This is a genomic window from Halomonas sp. TH-94, from assembly GCF_057473365.1.
Genome location: NZ_JBYCKL010000033.1, coordinates 1 through 15,745, shown reverse-complemented (window position 1 = coordinate 15,745; position 15,745 = coordinate 1). Strand labels below are relative to the sequence as shown.

Sequence of the window (15,745 nt, the reverse complement as noted above, 5' to 3'; positions counted from 1 at the left end):
ACGTTATCGGCCACGGCAGGGAGAAATTAAGGGAAAACCCAAGAAATTTGACAATTGTCAATTTTCTTGATTAGCCATGTCTGGCTCTTCCCGAAATCCACGTTCGGGCGGGCAGTGGTAAGGAGGCGTCAAGATTGCCAACCATGATCCCGGCAGGCATCCTGTCCTCATCGCAATCATCATGGTGGAGTGCCATGTCCTGCTCGCCCGACGCACTAGCAGCCATCTCGGAGGACTTGGCTTCAGCGCTGCCTGAGCTCCAAGCCGTCTATCTTTATGGCAGCCAGGCCACGGGGGCGGCAACACCCGACAGCGATGTGGATCTCGCCCTGCTGCTGCCCACTCGCCTGGCAGCCGAACAGCGCTGGCAGATAAGCGGTGAAGTGGCGGAAAGGTTGCGGGCCGATGTAGACCTGTTGGATCTGCGTCAGACTTCAACCGCTTTGCAATATCAGGTCGTGACCGAGGGACGGAAGCTTTGGCAGCGCGGCAACAGCAGCGATGAATTCGAGTTGATGGTACTAAGTGAATATTGGGACTTGGCCATTCAACGACGAGAGCTGATCGAAGACATCAAGCAAAGAGGCAGCGTTTATGGCCGATGAAGTACTGCTCAACAAGAGCGCGACCATCGAGCGGTGCGTGGCCAGAGCAACTACTCGCCTATGCCACTCGCTTGATTGAGCTGGCTTAGCCAGAATTCACGCTCGAGCGTATGCATTCCGAAGCGTTCAACATCGCCAGGGTATGCGCCCGCTGCTGCTTCACGGCATCGTCCAGAATCGCCAGTAGCCTGTCGTAGTCTTCCGACATCTTCTCGTCCATGCCGGCAGTCTCGAAGCGCTCGAGGGTGCTCTGCGTCTCGTCGATAAGCGCTTGTAGTGCATCGATCACGCGCTGGTAGTCGGCTTCACTCATGCGCACTGCCGCCCGAGTCGGTTTGCAGCGCATGGGAACGGGCATAGAGTCGCCGGATGCTCTCGATGGCCACGGCTTCATGCTCGTCCAGCGCCAGCAATACACCACCCTTTCCTTCCGGATCGTCCGTTGCTTCCATCAGCTCATCCGAGTAGCGCCTGAGCAAGTGATTGAGGTTCATGCGGATCATGGTCAGCTCCAGCTCGAATTCCGTCTGGAGGTTCTTCAAGCGCAGCGTCTCTCTGGGATCGTCACTGTTCTGAAGCTTGAACGTCAGCGTATCGCTGAGGAAATGCTCGGTGGCCTTCAGTTTCGGAATCAGATCCTCGACAAGCTCTCTGGTCGATAGGCTGGCTACCAATTCAGTCATGCCATGCTCCCCTAAGAAAACAGGCGCCACAAGGGCGCCTGTCGGGTCTTGAAGGCGGGGCAAGACCTGCCCCCACCCGATCAAGTCCAGATTAACCCAGCAGAGACAGCACGTTCTGCGGGATCTGGTTTGCCTGAGCCAGTACGGAAGTGCCGGCCTGCTGCAGGATCTGCGCGCGGGTCATGTTGGCCACTTCCACCGCGTAGTCGGCATCTTCAATGCGCGAACGGGCGGCAGACAGGTTGGTTTCGTTGGTCTGCAGGTTGGTGATAGCAGACTCGAAACGGTTCTGGATGGCACCGAGGTCAGAGCGCAGGTTATCAACCTTGCTCAGTGCTGCATCCAGTGCCTTGAGCGGGTCTTCGGTACGATCACCCTTGGTTACTGCATCGGTGGTCAGGTTACCATCTGCACCAACGAAGTACTGGTTGATTTGCGCATCGGTAATATTACCGTTGGCATTAACAATCAGTTCAACTGACTCTTTCTCAGCTTGAGTGAATTGGCCATCAGCAGTGATATATACATCTTCACCATTCGCCTGGACAGCAATGGTACCCGAGTTATCACCGGTGAGGATGATCGGATCTTGACCTGCTGCACCATCGCGAGATGCGGTGGTGGTAGTGGTCACTTCCAGAGAGTTGTCATTAATTGCAGTCGCAAGGTCTTCAGCCGATATTTTTGCGCTCTCAATGGTGACGTCAGTAATTGCACCGTTGCTAGTGATCTTGGAACCATCCTCCAAGGTCAAACTAGAATTACCAGCGGCTTCATCATCTGCAGCAATCGCTGCTGTCAAATTAGTCGCCGTGGCAGCATCAAGTGAACCACCAACATTATCATAAGTCAGCTCACCATCAGCAGTAATGAAAAGTGCTGTACCATTGCGGTCGGTGATCGCACCATCATCCTGAATGATGATATCTGTACTTTGCGATCCATTGGCAGTTGTATACACTGCATTTTGTGCAGTGCCTGTATTAGCATAAGCACCAGCATCAGCAGCACTAACAGCTGTCACATCATAAGTAAACCCACCAGCACCATCACTTACCAAACCATCTAGAGCGATTTCACCACTTGTTGTAGTGCCAATTGCTGTGTTCAGTGCTGCTGCGTTAGCGGCACCGTCAGTTACTTCTACCTTAACGCCTTCTTCGATCCCCTTCAGGATATCAGCAGCAGTAACCTGAGTATTCTCAGTGATCATGGAGTAGGTGCCGCCAACCTTCTCAACATTACCGCCATCGGCAATGATTTTATCGAGGGCTTCCTGATTAGCCGCGACGTTCTTTACTTCACCTTTATCGTTAACGTTAAAGCCAGCAAGCTTCAACGTATCGCGATTGATCTGCTCAAGATTGATTTCAATTCGTTCACCATCGTTAGCGCCAACCTGAATATTCAGCGTACGCTTGGTCGAATCGATAGCACCTTCATTCTCGCCAAGGACCTTGGTACCGTTAAAGTCAGTTTCCTTGGAGATACGGTCGATTTCAGTCAAGCGCTGATTGATTTCTGCCTGAATGGAATCAAGGTCATTTTGGGAGTTGGTATCGTTCTGTGCCTGAACGGTCAGCTCGCGAATACGCTGAAGGTTATCGTTAATCTGATTCAGGCCACCTTCGGCGGTCTGGGCGATGGAGATACCGTCGTTGGCGTTACGCTGGGCCTGAGCCAGACCCGCGATCTGGGAAGACATGCGGTTGGCGATGGCCTGACCGGCGGCATCATCCTTGGCGCTGTTGATGCGCAGGCCTGAGGAGAGACGCTCCATGGAGGTCTGCAGAGCGTTCTGGCTCTTCTGCAGGTTGGACTGGCCAATCATGGAAGTGATGTTGGTATTGATGACTGACATGTGTCATTCCTTCTTTTCGTTGAGGGCTCCATTGGCGGGCCCACTGAACCTTGTTGATCTGGCCCAGCATCTCGGGCCTACCTCAACGGCGCCGTTGGCCGTTACCCTGTTTAACGGCACCTGCCGGCAGGACTTTAGGGACAAAGGAAAAAAATTTTCGATTCGTGTTGACGAGGCTCGGGGCGAGGTCGGTCTGGAGCAGATTGGCATAGCACGCTGGCTGGTCGAGCCCGCGGCTCTGTGCCGTCATGCTCTTGGCAATGGCCTGCCCCGCCGGGTCGTCCTTGGCGCGAATGATGCGCAGGCCAGAAGAAAGCCGCTGCATGGCGCTCTGCATGGCTTGCTGGCTGCCACGCAGGTTGGCCTGCACGATCATCGACAGAATGTTGGTGTTGATCACGGCCACGCACATGCCCTCCGCCGGGCGCGATGGGCACCGGTGGTGGGAATATCGGCTTGACTGGGGAAAGCTTTAGCGAGGTGTCGTTGGCATTCGCTCGTTTGACGCTTCGTCAACCCGCTGCATGCAGAGGGGTTACCTGAGCGCGTGGACGCTGGGACGCCTGCCAGAGTTCATGCTTGAGTTGCATTTCCAGCCACATCTCGGCGCTAGTGCCCAACGCCTGTTCAAGGCGCAGCGCCATATCAGCAGAGATGCCAGCGCCTCCATTCAGGATGCGGGAAAGGGCAGCGCGTGTCACGCCAAGCCGCGAGGCTGCCTCGGTGACAGTGACATCTCCGATGTACTCGCGCAGTACGGCGCCAGGGTGTGCAGGATTGTGCATACGGCCCATACTTTCTCTCCTAATGGTAGTCCTGATAATCAACCAGAATGGCGTCTTCCCCTTCGAAAGCGAAGGTGAGTCGCCAGTTCCCGTTGACGGTGATTGCCCAGTGCCCGGCCAAGTCGCCCTTGAGCGAATGGAGCTTCCAGCTAGGTGCACTCATATCTTCGGGACGTTTGGCGCTATCCAGGGCTGTGAGCTGCACCTGCAGCTTCGGTGCATGCTTGGCCTGGATGCCGGCTGTAGAGCCGGTTTCAAAGAACTTGCGCAGGCCTTTGTGACGGAAGCTCTTGATCATGCGTATACTGTATAGTATCGCTACACACAATACAATGGTTTCGCTCGAGAACCGCAAGGCACCGGGGTAGCCGATTAACCCTCCGCCGCCACTCTTCTATAGATACGATAATATCTATTTTAACCATTTTTCTGCTATGATAGATATAATCATATCCCTTTATGTGTGTTTACCTATGCGCATCTCTCTACTCACCGCCAGTGACGTTCAGCACGACCTGGCCAAGGCCGTTCGCCGTCGTCGCCGCGAGCTGAAACTTTCGCGCAACGCCCTGGCCGAGCGAAGCGGTGTGCCGGCACCGACCATCAAGCGCTTCGAGAGCACCGGCCAGATTTCGCTGCGCCAGTTCCTGCTGCTATGGCAAAGCGTGGACCGGCTGGAACGTGTAGCGGCGCTTGCAGCCCCCCCACCGAGCACGCCGCAAAGCATCGAGGAGGTGCTGCGCGATGCCTGACTTCGTTCCGGCAAGGCAGCTCGAGGTACTGCGCCGACTCAGTGATGGCCGTCAAACACGCATTGGTCGGTTGGCGCAGAGTCGCCAGGGTGTGTTCTTCCAGTACGACGACGCCTACTGTCGAGAGTTTCACAACCTCTCGCCGTTTCAGCTAGCGTTCGATACACGGTTGCAAGGCGCACCGCGCCAGCCTCACCATGGCCTGCACGGCCTGTTTGCCGATTCGCTGCCGGACGGCTGGGGTCTGATGCTGATGGATCGCCTTTTTCGTCAGCACGGCATATCGCCACACGACATTACGCCAATGGACCGCCTGGCTTTCGTTGCCGAGCACGGCATGGGAGCCTTGAGCTACCGGCCCGCTTCCAAGCTTGTCGATTACACTGAATCTACCCCCTGGAGCAGCCTGGGTGAGCTTGGCGAGCAGGCCCGCCGACTCTTCGAAGGCCAAACCGACACCGTGCTCACCGCCTTGGCCCAAGCCGGCAGTTCGGGCGGGGCTCGCCCAAAGGTACAGGTGTATCTTTCACCCAATGGCACTGACCTGGCCAGCACCCACCCACGCGAGGGGTTGGGACCCTGGCTGGTCAAGTTCACTTCGAGTGCGCTGGCATTGGGCCATGAGGAGGGGCTGTGCGAGGCTGCCTACCTGACCCTTGCCCGTCATGCCGGCATCGAGACACCCGAGTGGAAACTGATTTCGCCCCCTGCAGACTCCCCGGCGCTTGCCTGGCTTGCGCTGCGACGCTTCGACTGCAGCGAGCAGGGGCGTTACCACATGAGCAGTGCCTGTGGCTTGCTGGATGCCGATTTTCGTTCGCCGTCGCTGGATTACGAAGACCTGATCAAGGCCGGCCAGGTTCTGTGCCGCCAACCTGCCGTCGGAAAAGCGCTGTTTCGTCGCGCCATGTTCAACCTCTTCGCCTGCAATCAGGACGATCACAGCAAGAACTGGGCGTTTCTACTCGATGACGAAGGCCAATGGAGCCCCACTCCCGGCTACGATCTGACCTTCAGCCCCAGCCCATATGGCGAACACGCGACGGCGTTCAAGGGCCACGGCAGAAACCCACCCCTCAAGGCCGTTCAGGCACTGGCCGAACAGGCCGGCTTTACTCGCTGGAGCGAAGCCAGGCAGGCGATAGAGAAAGTCGTGATGGCAGTCAGCGGCTGGGACGCCGTTGCGAAGGAGTTGGGTGTCAGCATCCAGACACGACGGGAAATACAGCGGCGGCTGAGCGCCATTCAGAAAGAAAACCGCCCACTGTGGGGCGGTTGAGCGCTCGAGGGGCGAGCTATCAATCCCGTCCGAGCTGGGCGTTCATCATCTCGAACTGCTGGAAGAGGTAGTCGCTGGTCTGGTTCATCTGGGCGATCATGCCATCGAGCTGGCCAAACTGAGTGCGGTAGCGAGCGATGGTGGCTTCGATGCTCTGCTCCATGCGGGTGAAACGTTCGTTAAGGCTCACGATGCGGCTCTCGGCGCCGCTGATGGCACCACCCAGGGCACCGTTGGAACCGACGAGCTGGGTAACCGTCTCGCTGATCTGGCCGGCCATGCCGCCCGTGGCGCTGTCACCGGCGAAGAAGGCACTCAGCGCTTCCTGATCGTTGGCGATCACCGAATCCAGGCGTGACTCGTCGATTTCCAAGGTGCCGTCGAGCTTGAGCGTGATGCCGATCTCGCTGAGCATGGAGAATCCGCCCTCGCCCCCCGCCACGCCACCCGCCAGCACGCCGCGCAAGCGCCCCTCGATGCTGCGTACGGCGCTGTCGCCAAGCAAATCGCCAGCCGCTCCGCTTTCGCCACTGAAGGCGGTCAACTCGCCGATAGTGCCCTTGAGTGCATTGAAAGCCTCGACGAAGCCGGTGATGGCCTCGCGCACCGCGCGGGTGTTCTGTTCAACCACTACGTTACTGCTTCCTGTCTCATTCAGGTTCAGCGTAACGCCCTGAATGGCGCCCTCTACCTTATTACTGGCACTGACGATGGGAATGCCGTTGACGATCAGCTCGGCATCGAGTCCAGGCTGGACGATATCGGTATCGCTCAGCGTGGTCTGGTTGGCCATGGCGGCAAAATCGGTGCCTATGATCGCAGCCTGCTCACCGGTGTCTTTCGACATCAGCGCCAGACGATAGCCTTCTCCATCGTTGACGATGGATGCCGTGACCGCTGCATCGGGGTCGGCGTTAATGGCGTTACGAACGTCCTCGAGAGTGCTGTTGGCGGCAATGGTGACGCCATGGTCGAGGGCGGAATCGGCGAAGGTGAGGTTGAGCGTGGCTTCGCCATCGTTGAGCGCGGTGTCGAGGCTGTCCACCCGCTGAGTGGCCAGGCTACCGGCAGCAGCCAGTTGCGACACTTCGATGGCGTACTGGCCGATACTGGCGTCTTTGCCTGCCGCCGCCTGCACGGCATCGCCACTGACAGCAGTGGATAAGCTCTGGTAGAGCGACGCGTCGTTGAGGGCGTTGGCGGCCGTTTGAAAACCGGAAAGCGCACCTTTGAGCTCGCCGTAGGCGGAGATCTTGACCTGCTGCGTCTCGATCTGGCGTTCGATGGGCTTGAGCTTGCCGCGCTCTGCCTCGTTGAGCTGGTCGAGCAGACCGTTGAGATCGAGCCCGGAGCCGATGCCGAGGGAAGAAATGCTGGCCATAAGCAACTGCCTTGTGTCGGTGTATTGACTTCCTGTTATCTCTACCTCGGCGGCTGAGCTGAAAACTTTAGCTCATCAAGTGAAAAAGTGTCTAGCCAGCTTGGCCGCCTCCATGCGGCCTTGTGGATGATTACGACTGAACCAGGCGATGCTCGCTGAGCTTGAACCCGCCCACGGCTTCGGCCAGCCGATCGGCCTGCTCCTTGAGCTGCTCGGCCGCCACCGTAGACTCTTCCACCAGCGCCGCGTTCTGCTGGGTCATGCGGTCGAGTTCGGCCACGGCGACGTTGACCTGGCCGATACCGTCGCTCTGTTCGCTTGCCGCCACACTTATCTCACCCAGCACCTTGGCCACACGGTTGACCCCGGCAACCAGTTCTTCCATGGTCGTGCCGGCCTGCTGCACCAGTTCAGTACCCGAAGCCACCTTCTGGCCGGAGGCTTCGATCAAGCCGCGAATTTCACGTGAAGCTTCGGCGCTGCGCGTCGCCAGTTGACGTACTTCGCCGGCCACTACCGCAAACCCCCGACCCTGCTCACCGGCCCGAGCCGCCTCTACCGAGGCGTTGAGCGCCAGCAAGTTGGTCTGGAAGGCGATACCGTCCATGACTTTGACGATATTGCCGATTCGCTCGGATGAGGCAGTGATCTCCTGCATGGTTGTCACGACCTGGCCCACCACTTCACCACCGCGGGTTGCCACGTCGGAGGCCGACTGCGATAGTTCATTGGCATGACGGGCCGAATCGGCGGTGTGTTCGACGGTGCTGGTGATCTCTTCAATGGTGGCCGAGCTCTGCTGCAGGCTGGACGCGGCGTTCTCGGTCCGCCGTGAAAGATCCTGGCCGCCGCTGGCGATCTCGCCGGCGGCCACGGTAACGGATTCGCTGGCGTCACGGATGGTGATCATCACGCTCTCGATTCGCGACACGAACTGATTGAATGCGGTCGCGATTTGCGCCACCTCATCACGCCCACCTTCTGGCAGACGCTGGGTCAAGTCGCCATCGCCGCTGGCGATATCCGCCATGGCATCGCGAACCGACTGCAGGCGTCGGAACATGAGCTTGAGCAGCGCCCCGAGCACCATAGCCGCACCAAGTACCACCAGCACCAGCGTTATCAACGCATTGCTCAACACGGCACGCAAGCCGGCGGTGGCCTCACGTTCATCCAGCGCCACGACCAACTGCCAATCGGTGCCGCTGATGGGCACGCTGCGCAGCCACTTGTCTCGACCTCCCAGGGCAAGGCGAACGGGGGTTCCGACGCCTATCGGGGCGGAAAAATAGTCCGCCGTGAAGGCTGACGTCAGACGCGAGGCAGGCTCGAGAGTCATCGCCGGATCGGGATGCGCCACCAAGGTGCCATCGGCGGTGACCAGGAAAGCAAAGCTGTTAGGTGTCGGTGCAATAGACCCTACGTTGCTCACGATTTCACCGATGGCAATATCGCCACCGCCAACGGCGACCAGTTGGCCGTTGACATGAAAAGGAGTAGCAATGGTGACGATCAAGCCACCGGTACTTGCGTCTATATAGGGCTCGGTGACGATGGTGCCCCCCGCTTCCACTGCTTGTAAGTACCAAGGGCGCTGACGTGGATCATAGTCGGCCGGCGGGTTCCAGCCATCGGAAAAGACCCCCCTGCCATCATCTGGAAATGCAAGGTAAGCAGATATGAATCCGCCCGAGGCCTCGAGCTGCAAAAGCGCATCGAGGGGCTCTTCACGCTGGGCCACTGGTGCAAGCGCCTCGAGCATGTCGGCACGGGCATCGATCCATTCACCGATGGCCAGGCCGTTACCATGAGCCACGGCCGACAAGTTACGTGCCACCTGCTGGTCGTTGTGATGTTGAAGGGTGAAGTAGCTGATAGCGGCATTGATGAGCAGTGCCGAAGCAATGACGGCGGCCGTGGCCAGAAGAAGGCGCAAGCGCAGGGAGGTGAGCATGGAGGACACTCGCAGTGGAAGTGGGATACGTTGCCGACCACGTCCGTGTGCCGGGTTTAACGTGTTATCGACTGCGAGCGCCTAGACTTTAGGCTAATTTTTCACTGCGCATGAATGATCACCTCGACTCGGCGGTTCTGAGCCCGCCCTTCTCCCGTCTCGTTGGTTGCCAAAGGACGGGTGTCGGCCAGGCCCACCGCCCGCAGGCGCTGCGGCTCTACGCCTGAGCGTTCCAATGCGTGGACGATGGCGATGGCGCGAGCGCTGGAGAGCACCCAGTTGGAGGGAAATTCATTGGTCTGGATGGGCCGGCTGTCGGTGTGGCCCTCCACGGCAACCTCACCGTCATGACGCTGAATCACCTCTACCAGCCGTTGGATCAACGCTTCACCATCTTCGGTGAGCTCCGCAGCAGCGGTGGGAAACAGCAGCCTGTCTTCCACGCGCAGCTTGATGCCCTCGGCGACCCGGGTTACCTGGACCCCTTCCAGGTCCGGCAGATAGGGGGCATCCGCCAGGCGTTCGTTCAAGGCTTGCTGAATGACTTGCGACGCCGCGATGGCAGGCTGTCCGACCGGCTGCATGTCGCTTGGGGGGCGATCTGTCAACACCAGAATGAAATCGCCACGCGAGGCAGACAGCGTTTCGTTGCTTGCCAGCAGCGGCTGCGCCAGCAGCAACGGCGGGCTTGCCGTCTGCTCCAGTAACGCCAGCGGGGTGGGTGCAACGAAGGCAAGCGAGGCCGCAGGAGCCGGCGGCGGCACGGCGCGACGCGGCAGCCCGGCGACGCCCAGCGCCGCCGCAATGGCCGCCTGACTCAGGCGATCGGAAACGGGCCGAGGTGCGTCGACAGCGGGCAGAGCCTGAGTTATCTCGCTGGGTAGGGGTATCGCAAAAGGCACCCGAGCGGATAGCGCTACGCTGTCCTCATCGGAGCGGCCGAAGCTGGAAAGAGTAAAAATGAGCACCATCAACGCCACCAGCAGCGTCATGATGTCAAGATACCCGATCATCCAGGCGCTATCCTGGTCGTGATCCTGGTGACTGGGCATGAGCGACTCATGGCGCATGGGGCCACGATGATCGCCACTGCTGGATTCCAGGGAACTCATTGAAACGGCGTCACCCGCTGAAGGATATGGGCGAAGTCGCCAAGCCTAACGGGTCAGGGCGACGAGTGAAACCATGAATAGCGCGATTCACGGCCCCCTGCTCGTCCTCAACGGGCACTTTCGGGCAGATCGCTATGGGAAGTCAGGTATCGGCTGGTGAAGATATCGGCCGGCTCCGCTCGCCCGGTGAGATAGCCCTGGATCAGCTCCACCCCATGGCGGCCCAGAATCTCACGCTGAGCCTCGGTCTCGACGCCCACGGCAGTCAGGCGCAGCTCCATTTCACGGGCAAGGCCGGCGACCGCCGCCACGATGGCGGCACTGCCCTTCTGCCCACTGTCCAATCGCTGCACGAAGCGGCGGTCGATCTTCAGCATGCTGACCGGCAGCTCATGCAGGAAGCCGAGCGAGGCATAGCCGGTGCCGAAATCGTTGATGGCCACCTCCCCACCGAGACGACGCAGCCGCTTGAGCACCACGGCGGCCTGATGGGGCTTGTCCAACAAAGTGCGCTCGGCGATCTCGAATCCCAACAGGCCGGGCGGCAGGCCGTGCTGCTTGAGCTTCGTGGCCACCCGCACGGGCAGGTCATGCTGCCAGAATTGCCGCGCCGAAAGATTGATGCCGATAGGCACCGGCCCGACACCGGTAACGCTCCAGGCGGCAAGCTGGGTGCATATCTGTTCCAACAGGTAGTCGTCCAACTGCGGCAACAGCCCGGCACGTTCGGCCAGGGTCACCACGCTGATCGGCGGTACGGTACCCAACAGCGGATGATGCCAGCGCAGCAGGGCCTCGGCACTGTGCAGCCTGCCGCTGGCACGTTCGAATATCGGCTGGTAGTGAAGCTGCAATCCCTCGCCGGAAACGAACGCTTCGCGCAGCGCTTTCTCGAGAGCCCGCTGCCGATCGTCCTGCAGGTTCATCTCGTTGCGGTAGAGCCGGTAGCCGTTGCGCCCCTCCTGCTTGGCGCGGTACATGGCCACATCGGCATTGTGGACCAGCGATTCGGCGCAGGTGGCGTCGTCGGGGTAGAGGCTGATGCCGAGGCTGCATCCCACATGAAACTCCTGACCCTCGAGCACACAAGGCTCGCCCACGGCTTCCACCAAGCGTCGGGCGACGCGAGTCACTTCGTCGACCTCTTCCAGGTCGGGAAGCAGCACGAGGAATTCATCGCCGCCCAGGCGGGCCAGGGTGTCGTCCTCGCGCAGGCGCAGCTGCAACCGCTCTGCCATCATGACGAGCAGTTCGTCGCCGAAAGCATGACCCAGCGTATCGTTGACCTCCTTGAAGTGGTCCAGATCGACGTAGATCACCGCCAGACGGGTCTGATTTCGATGAGCATGGCGTATCGCCAGCTCCAGGCGATCCTCAAGCAGGCGTCGGTTGGGCAAGCCGGTCAGAGCGTCATAATAAGCCAGCTTGCGAATGCGCTCTTCATTCTCACGCAGATGGGTGATGTCGCTGAACAGCGCTGCGTAGTGCGTCACCGCGCCGTTATCGTCACTGATCGCCGTGATGGTCAACAACTCGAGATAGAGCTCGCCGCTCTTGCGTCGATTCCAGATTTCACCGCGCCAATAACCGCTTCGCTTCAACGCATCCCACATTTCACGATAAAAGGCCGCATCGTGGCGTCCGGAAGAGAGTATTTCCGGGGTCTTCCCCACCGCCTCCTCGGTGGTAAAGCCGGTCATGTGGGTAAAGGCACGGTTGACGAATTCAATGCGATTGCTGGGGTCGGTGATGATGATGCCTTCCAGCGAGGAGTCGATGACCCGCTCCGCCAACTGCAGGTTTTCCCGCGACTGAGCGAGTGCTCGGTCGCGCTGTTCGAGCGCATCGCGCAAATCCTGCATGTAGAGATGCTCGGCCCCGGCTAACAGGTCACGAAAGCCCAGCAGTCCCACTACCTCCTCGGCCTCGTCCAGCACCGCCAGGTGGCGCACTCGATGATTCATCAGCAGGTCGCGAGCGGCGATGAGAGTATCGTCCTGATGAACTGTCAGTAGCGGCCGGCTGGCCAGGCCTTCAATGGCCATATTGCCCGGGTGGCGGGCAACGAATCTCACCAGATCGCGCTCTGTCAGTATGCCCAGCTCGCCATCGGCACACTTGACCACCACGGCGTCGCACTCGGAGAGTCGCATGGATCGCGCTGCCTGAGCCAGCAGTTGGCTGCCGTCGAGTACAAGGGCACGCTGACGCATTGCTGCCCGCACCTCGCGCAAACGCAGATAGGGTTCCAGGCCCTGATTCAAGGCGACGTCGGTCTGCGACAAGATGCCTTTTGGCGCTCCGGCGTCATCGACCACCAGGAAGTGGCGACGCCGCTCGGCATTGAAACGCAGTGCTGCCTCACTTATCGACGTCGAAAGATGAAGGCTCGCTACCGGCTGGCTCATGACCTGTGAAATCGGCTGACGGACGGCCTCGGGATCAGCGAAATTGATGGCCAGCGCGTCATGCTCGGACCAGATACCCAGCGGCATGCCCGCCTTCACGACGATGATGGAGCTGCACTGACGCGCCGCCATGCGTTCGGCAGCCATCCACAGCGGCGTCTCGGGCTCGCAGGTGAGAAGCCCGGTTTGCATGATGCGCTCGATGGGAAGCTCTTGGCTCATATCGTCTCGCCGGCTGGATACTGCAGCTCCTACGCCTCGTAGGCGAGAGTAGCCGCATGCTTTTGTCTGACAGCTCAGTATTGCCTCGGATGAAAATGTATCCAACTGTTACTACATTTTAGCCAGTTGGCTTAATATTGCATCAACAAATACCTCATTCCGCCCACGCTGCGACAGCATGCCGCCGAAAAAATGTCGAACAAGGGCTAAAGGTGTCGCACCATCGGCCGATATCCCTGATGGGAGAGACCGTCTAAAGACGGTCTCGGGGAACGATGCTGGCCACCAGCATCAGCAAGGACATAAAAAAGGAAAACGACATATGTCTTCGCCACTGACCGATGCTACCAACGCCTTGAGCACTTCGGCACTACACGATTTGACGCCCCGCCAGCGCAAGGAGACCGTATTGGCTTCATTGCCCAGCGCAGGTACCATGCTGGCACAGGCCGAAAGCCACGGGCTTTCACCGAGCCAGGCCGACCTGGTGGAGCCTATCCAGCGAATCAATGAAGTGTTGCGTCAGTACGGCGTGGAGTTCGAACTCAACGATACGTCGCGAGTCATTACCCGCATCGTGGATCGTGAATCAGGCGACGTGTTGCGCCAGATCCCCGGCGAGGAGGTACTGGCCATTGCCGAGCGACTGGATGAGCTGAGGGGAAGCCTGATCAGCCTCACGGCATAAGGCTCATAACCACGAGAAAAGCCGGCCAGCATGGCCAGACTCCTTACACCTGCATGTTCATGACATCCCGGTAGGCCGACACCAGGCGGTTACGAACCTGCAGGCCCATCTGGAAGGCAACGCTCGCCTTCTGCATGTCGACCATGACATCGTTGAGCTCGACGTTGGGATCGCCGGATTGGAACGCCATGGACTTGGCAGCGGAGGCTTGCTGCAGACGATTAATACGCTGGATCGAGGCCTGCAGTTCGCCGGCGAACCCACCCTGGCCCACCTGAGTGGAGATCTGCTGACCCTTGGCAACCGACCCGCCGGCCTGTGCAGCCAGGGTTTGCATCTGCGCCAGTGCCGACTGGATGGCAGGTGAACTCATTATCCGCTCCCCTCGTTTCGATGTTCGTGAATTGTTACCAGCCTGTTGCCCATTGGCCCGAAACCGACCCCGGCCGAATGTAGAGCAAGACTATCAGGTTACCTAATCTCACCAAACGACCAATTGGAAGGTAAAAAAGGGGCTTTTCCCGCCTTTGGACTGGACGGCGGCTCGCATAATAGCCTCCATCACAGTTGCGCCCCCTGCGGGGCAGCCAGAACGCGGTGAACGGATGCAGTCGATGCCATCTTCCAGCAACACCTTTCATACAGCTACTAGCGTTCCCCTGCGGAGGCGCTCATGAGCAATGGCGCCACGACGCAGGAGCGTCAGGACGCTTCTACCAACGCCTCTTCCGCGGCACTGGTAGAGCGACTCCAGCAGCAGCTGCGCGGCAACCCGATGCTTGCGATTCTGATCGGCGGTGCCGCCATGGTCGCGATCATGGTCGCCCTGCTGATGTGGGCGCGCGAACCGGATTATCGCGTCCTTTACAGCAACCTCACCGAAGCCGACGGCGGGCGCATCATCAGCGAGCTGGAAAGCCGCGGCGTTCCCTATCGTTTCAGCGAGGGCGGCACGGCCCTGCTGGTGCCCGGCGACACCGTGCATAGCCTGCGGCTTCAGCTGGCCGAACAGGGCTTGCCCCGCGGTGGCAACGTCGGTTTCGAGCTGATGGACAATCAGGCCTTCGGCGTCAGCCAGTTCACCGAGCAGGTCAATTTCCAGCGCGGTCTCGAAGGGGAACTTTCACGCTCCATCGAGTCGCTGGGGCCGGTATCGCGAGCGCGCGTACATCTGGCCATGGCGCGCTCTTCGGTATTCGTACGTGACCGTGAACCCGCCAAGGCCTCGATCATCGTCACCCTGGAGTCGGGCCGCGTCATGGGCGACAGCCAGGTCAACGCCATCGTCCACATGGTATCCAGCAGCGTTCCGGACCTGGCCGCGGAGAACGTCACCGTGGTCGACCAGAACGGTCGTCTGCTGTCACAGCCCAGCTCACAGGGCCGCGGTCTTGATGCCACCCAGCTCGACTACATTGCCGAGGTGGAGCGCTCCTTCCAGCAGCGCATCGAAAACATTCTGGCGCCGATTCTCGGCCGCGAAAGCGTAAGCGCCCAGGTGGCTGCCCAGATCGACTTTTCCCGCCGCGAGGAAACGTCCGAGCGTTTTGGCCCCAACCAGCCGCCCAATGAGGCGGCGGTTCGCAGCCGCCAGTCGAGCCTGGCCTACAATGGCGGCGACGGCTTGGCGCTGGGTATCCCCGGAGCGTTGAGCAATACCCCCCCTGGCGTGGCGCCCTCTCCTATCGAGCTGCCCACCGATGAGGACGGCGAGCTCACCGAAGAGGCTCAGCAGAGTCTGCAGGCACTCAACAATCTGCGCCAGGATGACGTGGTCAACTACGAGGTCGACCGCAACATTCAGCATATTCAACATCGCCAAGGCGCGGTGACTCGTCTGACCGCCGCGGTGGTGGTGGACTATCGCGAAGAGCGCAACGAAGACGGCGAGTGGCAGCGCGTTCCGCTCAGCGAAGCGCAAATCGCCCAGATCGAACGACTGGTACGCCAAGCCATTGGCTTCTCCCCCGCTCGGGGCGACGAGATCGAAGTCGTCAACAGTCCGTTCAGCCGCG

At 59.7% G+C, this 15,745-nt stretch carries 16 protein-coding genes and 1 pseudogene; 5 read left to right on the top strand and 12 right to left on the bottom strand.

Annotation, left to right across the window (positions count from 1 at the left end):
- The first annotated feature begins 143 nt into the window (after positions 1–143).
- Positions 144–605: a type VII toxin-antitoxin system MntA family adenylyltransferase antitoxin gene (gene mntA, locus AC2VNO_RS05605; protein WP_486933234.1), complete on the top strand. Its 462-nt coding sequence runs from the start codon at positions 144–146 to the stop codon at positions 603–605.
- Positions 606–690: 85 nt separating this feature from the next.
- On the opposite strand, the gene AC2VNO_RS05600 is transcribed toward mntA, so the two are convergent.
- The 7 genes and pseudogenes from AC2VNO_RS05600 to AC2VNO_RS05570 form a co-directional block, all read right to left on the bottom strand.
- Positions 691–918: a hypothetical protein gene (locus tag AC2VNO_RS05600; RefSeq protein WP_486933214.1), complete on the bottom strand. Its 228-nt coding sequence runs from the start codon at positions 916–918 to the stop codon at positions 691–693.
- Positions 911–1,288, bottom strand: coding sequence for a hypothetical protein (locus AC2VNO_RS05595; protein ID WP_191225042.1), 378 nt, complete (start codon positions 1,286–1,288; stop codon positions 911–913). The genes AC2VNO_RS05600 and AC2VNO_RS05595 overlap by 8 nt, the downstream gene beginning before the upstream one ends.
- Positions 1,289–1,379: 91 nt before the next feature.
- Positions 1,380–2,627, bottom strand: coding sequence for a flagellin (locus AC2VNO_RS05590; RefSeq protein ID WP_486933233.1), 1,248 nt, complete (start codon positions 2,625–2,627; stop codon positions 1,380–1,382).
- A gap of 168 nt (positions 2,628–2,795) precedes the next feature.
- Positions 2,796–3,119: pseudogene (locus tag AC2VNO_RS05585) on the bottom strand (flagellin N-terminal helical domain-containing protein); the annotation flags it as partial.
- A 112-nt stretch (positions 3,120–3,231) separates the two neighbouring features.
- A complete protein-coding gene (locus AC2VNO_RS05580) occupies positions 3,232–3,555 on the bottom strand; it encodes a flagellin N-terminal helical domain-containing protein (RefSeq protein WP_486933213.1) in 324 nt (107 codons plus the stop codon).
- 106 nt (positions 3,556–3,661) lie between these two features.
- On the bottom strand, positions 3,662–3,943 hold the full coding sequence (locus AC2VNO_RS05575) for a HigA family addiction module antitoxin (RefSeq protein WP_486933212.1): 282 nt from the start codon (positions 3,941–3,943) through the stop codon (positions 3,662–3,664).
- A 10-nt stretch (positions 3,944–3,953) separates the two neighbouring features.
- Positions 3,954–4,232: a type II toxin-antitoxin system RelE/ParE family toxin gene (locus AC2VNO_RS05570; protein WP_234240409.1), complete on the bottom strand. Its 279-nt coding sequence runs from the start codon at positions 4,230–4,232 to the stop codon at positions 3,954–3,956.
- A 175-nt stretch (positions 4,233–4,407) separates the two neighbouring features.
- Between AC2VNO_RS05570 and AC2VNO_RS05565 the strand changes: the two genes are divergently transcribed.
- Positions 4,408–4,686, top strand: a complete 279-nt coding sequence (locus AC2VNO_RS05565) for a helix-turn-helix domain-containing protein (RefSeq protein WP_234247268.1) — start codon at positions 4,408–4,410, stop codon at positions 4,684–4,686.
- On the top strand, positions 4,679–5,965 hold the full coding sequence (locus AC2VNO_RS05560) for a type II toxin-antitoxin system HipA family toxin (RefSeq protein WP_486933211.1): 1,287 nt from the start codon (positions 4,679–4,681) through the stop codon (positions 5,963–5,965). Before AC2VNO_RS05565 ends, AC2VNO_RS05560 begins: the two co-directional genes overlap by 8 nt.
- A 19-nt stretch (positions 5,966–5,984) precedes the next feature.
- On the opposite strand, the gene fliD is transcribed toward AC2VNO_RS05560, so the two are convergent.
- The 4 genes from fliD to AC2VNO_RS05540 all read right to left on the bottom strand — a co-directional run bounded on the left by fliD (position 5,985) and on the right by AC2VNO_RS05540 (position 13,042).
- Positions 5,985–7,346 (bottom strand): flagellar filament capping protein FliD, encoded by a 1,362-nt coding sequence (fliD, locus tag AC2VNO_RS05555; RefSeq protein ID WP_486933210.1) that lies wholly within the window; start codon positions 7,344–7,346, stop codon positions 5,985–5,987.
- Positions 7,347–7,476: 130 nt separating this feature from the next.
- A complete protein-coding gene (locus AC2VNO_RS05550) occupies positions 7,477–9,300 on the bottom strand; it encodes a methyl-accepting chemotaxis protein (protein ID WP_486933209.1) in 1,824 nt (607 codons plus the stop codon).
- A gap of 101 nt (positions 9,301–9,401) precedes the next feature.
- Positions 9,402–10,412 (bottom strand): OmpA family protein, encoded by a 1,011-nt coding sequence (locus tag AC2VNO_RS05545; protein ID WP_486933208.1) that lies wholly within the window; start codon positions 10,410–10,412, stop codon positions 9,402–9,404.
- A 107-nt stretch (positions 10,413–10,519) separates the two neighbouring features.
- Positions 10,520–13,042, bottom strand: a complete 2,523-nt coding sequence (locus tag AC2VNO_RS05540; protein WP_486933207.1) for an EAL domain-containing protein — start codon at positions 13,040–13,042, stop codon at positions 10,520–10,522.
- Positions 13,043–13,364: 322 nt separating this feature from the next.
- On the opposite strand from AC2VNO_RS05540, the gene AC2VNO_RS05535 reads away from it, so the two are divergent.
- On the top strand, positions 13,365–13,730 hold the full coding sequence (locus tag AC2VNO_RS05535; protein WP_486933206.1) for a flagellar protein FlaG: 366 nt from the start codon (positions 13,365–13,367) through the stop codon (positions 13,728–13,730).
- 43 nt (positions 13,731–13,773) lie between these two features.
- Here the strand turns inward: AC2VNO_RS05535 and fliE are convergent, their stop codons facing one another.
- Positions 13,774–14,103, bottom strand: coding sequence for a flagellar hook-basal body complex protein FliE (gene fliE, locus AC2VNO_RS05530; RefSeq protein WP_486933205.1), 330 nt, complete (start codon positions 14,101–14,103; stop codon positions 13,774–13,776).
- A 300-nt stretch (positions 14,104–14,403) separates the two neighbouring features.
- Between fliE and fliF the strand changes: the two genes are divergently transcribed.
- On the top strand, positions 14,404–15,745 hold a 1,342-nt coding region (fliF, locus tag AC2VNO_RS05525; protein WP_486933204.1), incomplete at its 3' end, for a flagellar basal-body MS-ring/collar protein FliF.

Coding starts and splice junctions, on each gene's coding strand:
- AC2VNO_RS05535 (WP_486933206.1), top strand. CDS start 13,365: ATGTCTTCGCCACTGACCGATGCTACCAACGCCTTGAGCACTTCGGCA.
- AC2VNO_RS05560 (WP_486933211.1), top strand. CDS start 4,679: ATGCCTGACTTCGTTCCGGCAAGGCAGCTCGAGGTACTGCGCCGACTC.
- AC2VNO_RS05540 (WP_486933207.1), bottom strand. CDS start 13,042: ATGAGCCAAGAGCTTCCCATCGAGCGCATCATGCAAACCGGGCTTCTC.
- AC2VNO_RS05575 (WP_486933212.1), bottom strand. CDS start 3,943: ATGGGCCGTATGCACAATCCTGCACACCCTGGCGCCGTACTGCGCGAG.
- AC2VNO_RS05550 (WP_486933209.1), bottom strand. CDS start 9,300: ATGCTCACCTCCCTGCGCTTGCGCCTTCTTCTGGCCACGGCCGCCGTC.
- AC2VNO_RS05570 (WP_234240409.1), bottom strand. CDS start 4,232: ATGATCAAGAGCTTCCGTCACAAAGGCCTGCGCAAGTTCTTTGAAACC.
- AC2VNO_RS05565 (WP_234247268.1), top strand. CDS start 4,408: ATGCGCATCTCTCTACTCACCGCCAGTGACGTTCAGCACGACCTGGCC.
- fliD (WP_486933210.1), bottom strand. CDS start 7,346: ATGGCCAGCATTTCTTCCCTCGGCATCGGCTCCGGGCTCGATCTCAAC.
- AC2VNO_RS05545 (WP_486933208.1), bottom strand. CDS start 10,412: ATGAGTTCCCTGGAATCCAGCAGTGGCGATCATCGTGGCCCCATGCGC.
- fliE (WP_486933205.1), bottom strand. CDS start 14,103: ATGAGTTCACCTGCCATCCAGTCGGCACTGGCGCAGATGCAAACCCTG.
- AC2VNO_RS05600 (WP_486933214.1), bottom strand. CDS start 918: ATGAGTGAAGCCGACTACCAGCGCGTGATCGATGCACTACAAGCGCTT.
- mntA (WP_486933234.1), top strand. CDS start 144: ATGATCCCGGCAGGCATCCTGTCCTCATCGCAATCATCATGGTGGAGT.
- AC2VNO_RS05595 (WP_191225042.1), bottom strand. CDS start 1,288: ATGACTGAATTGGTAGCCAGCCTATCGACCAGAGAGCTTGTCGAGGAT.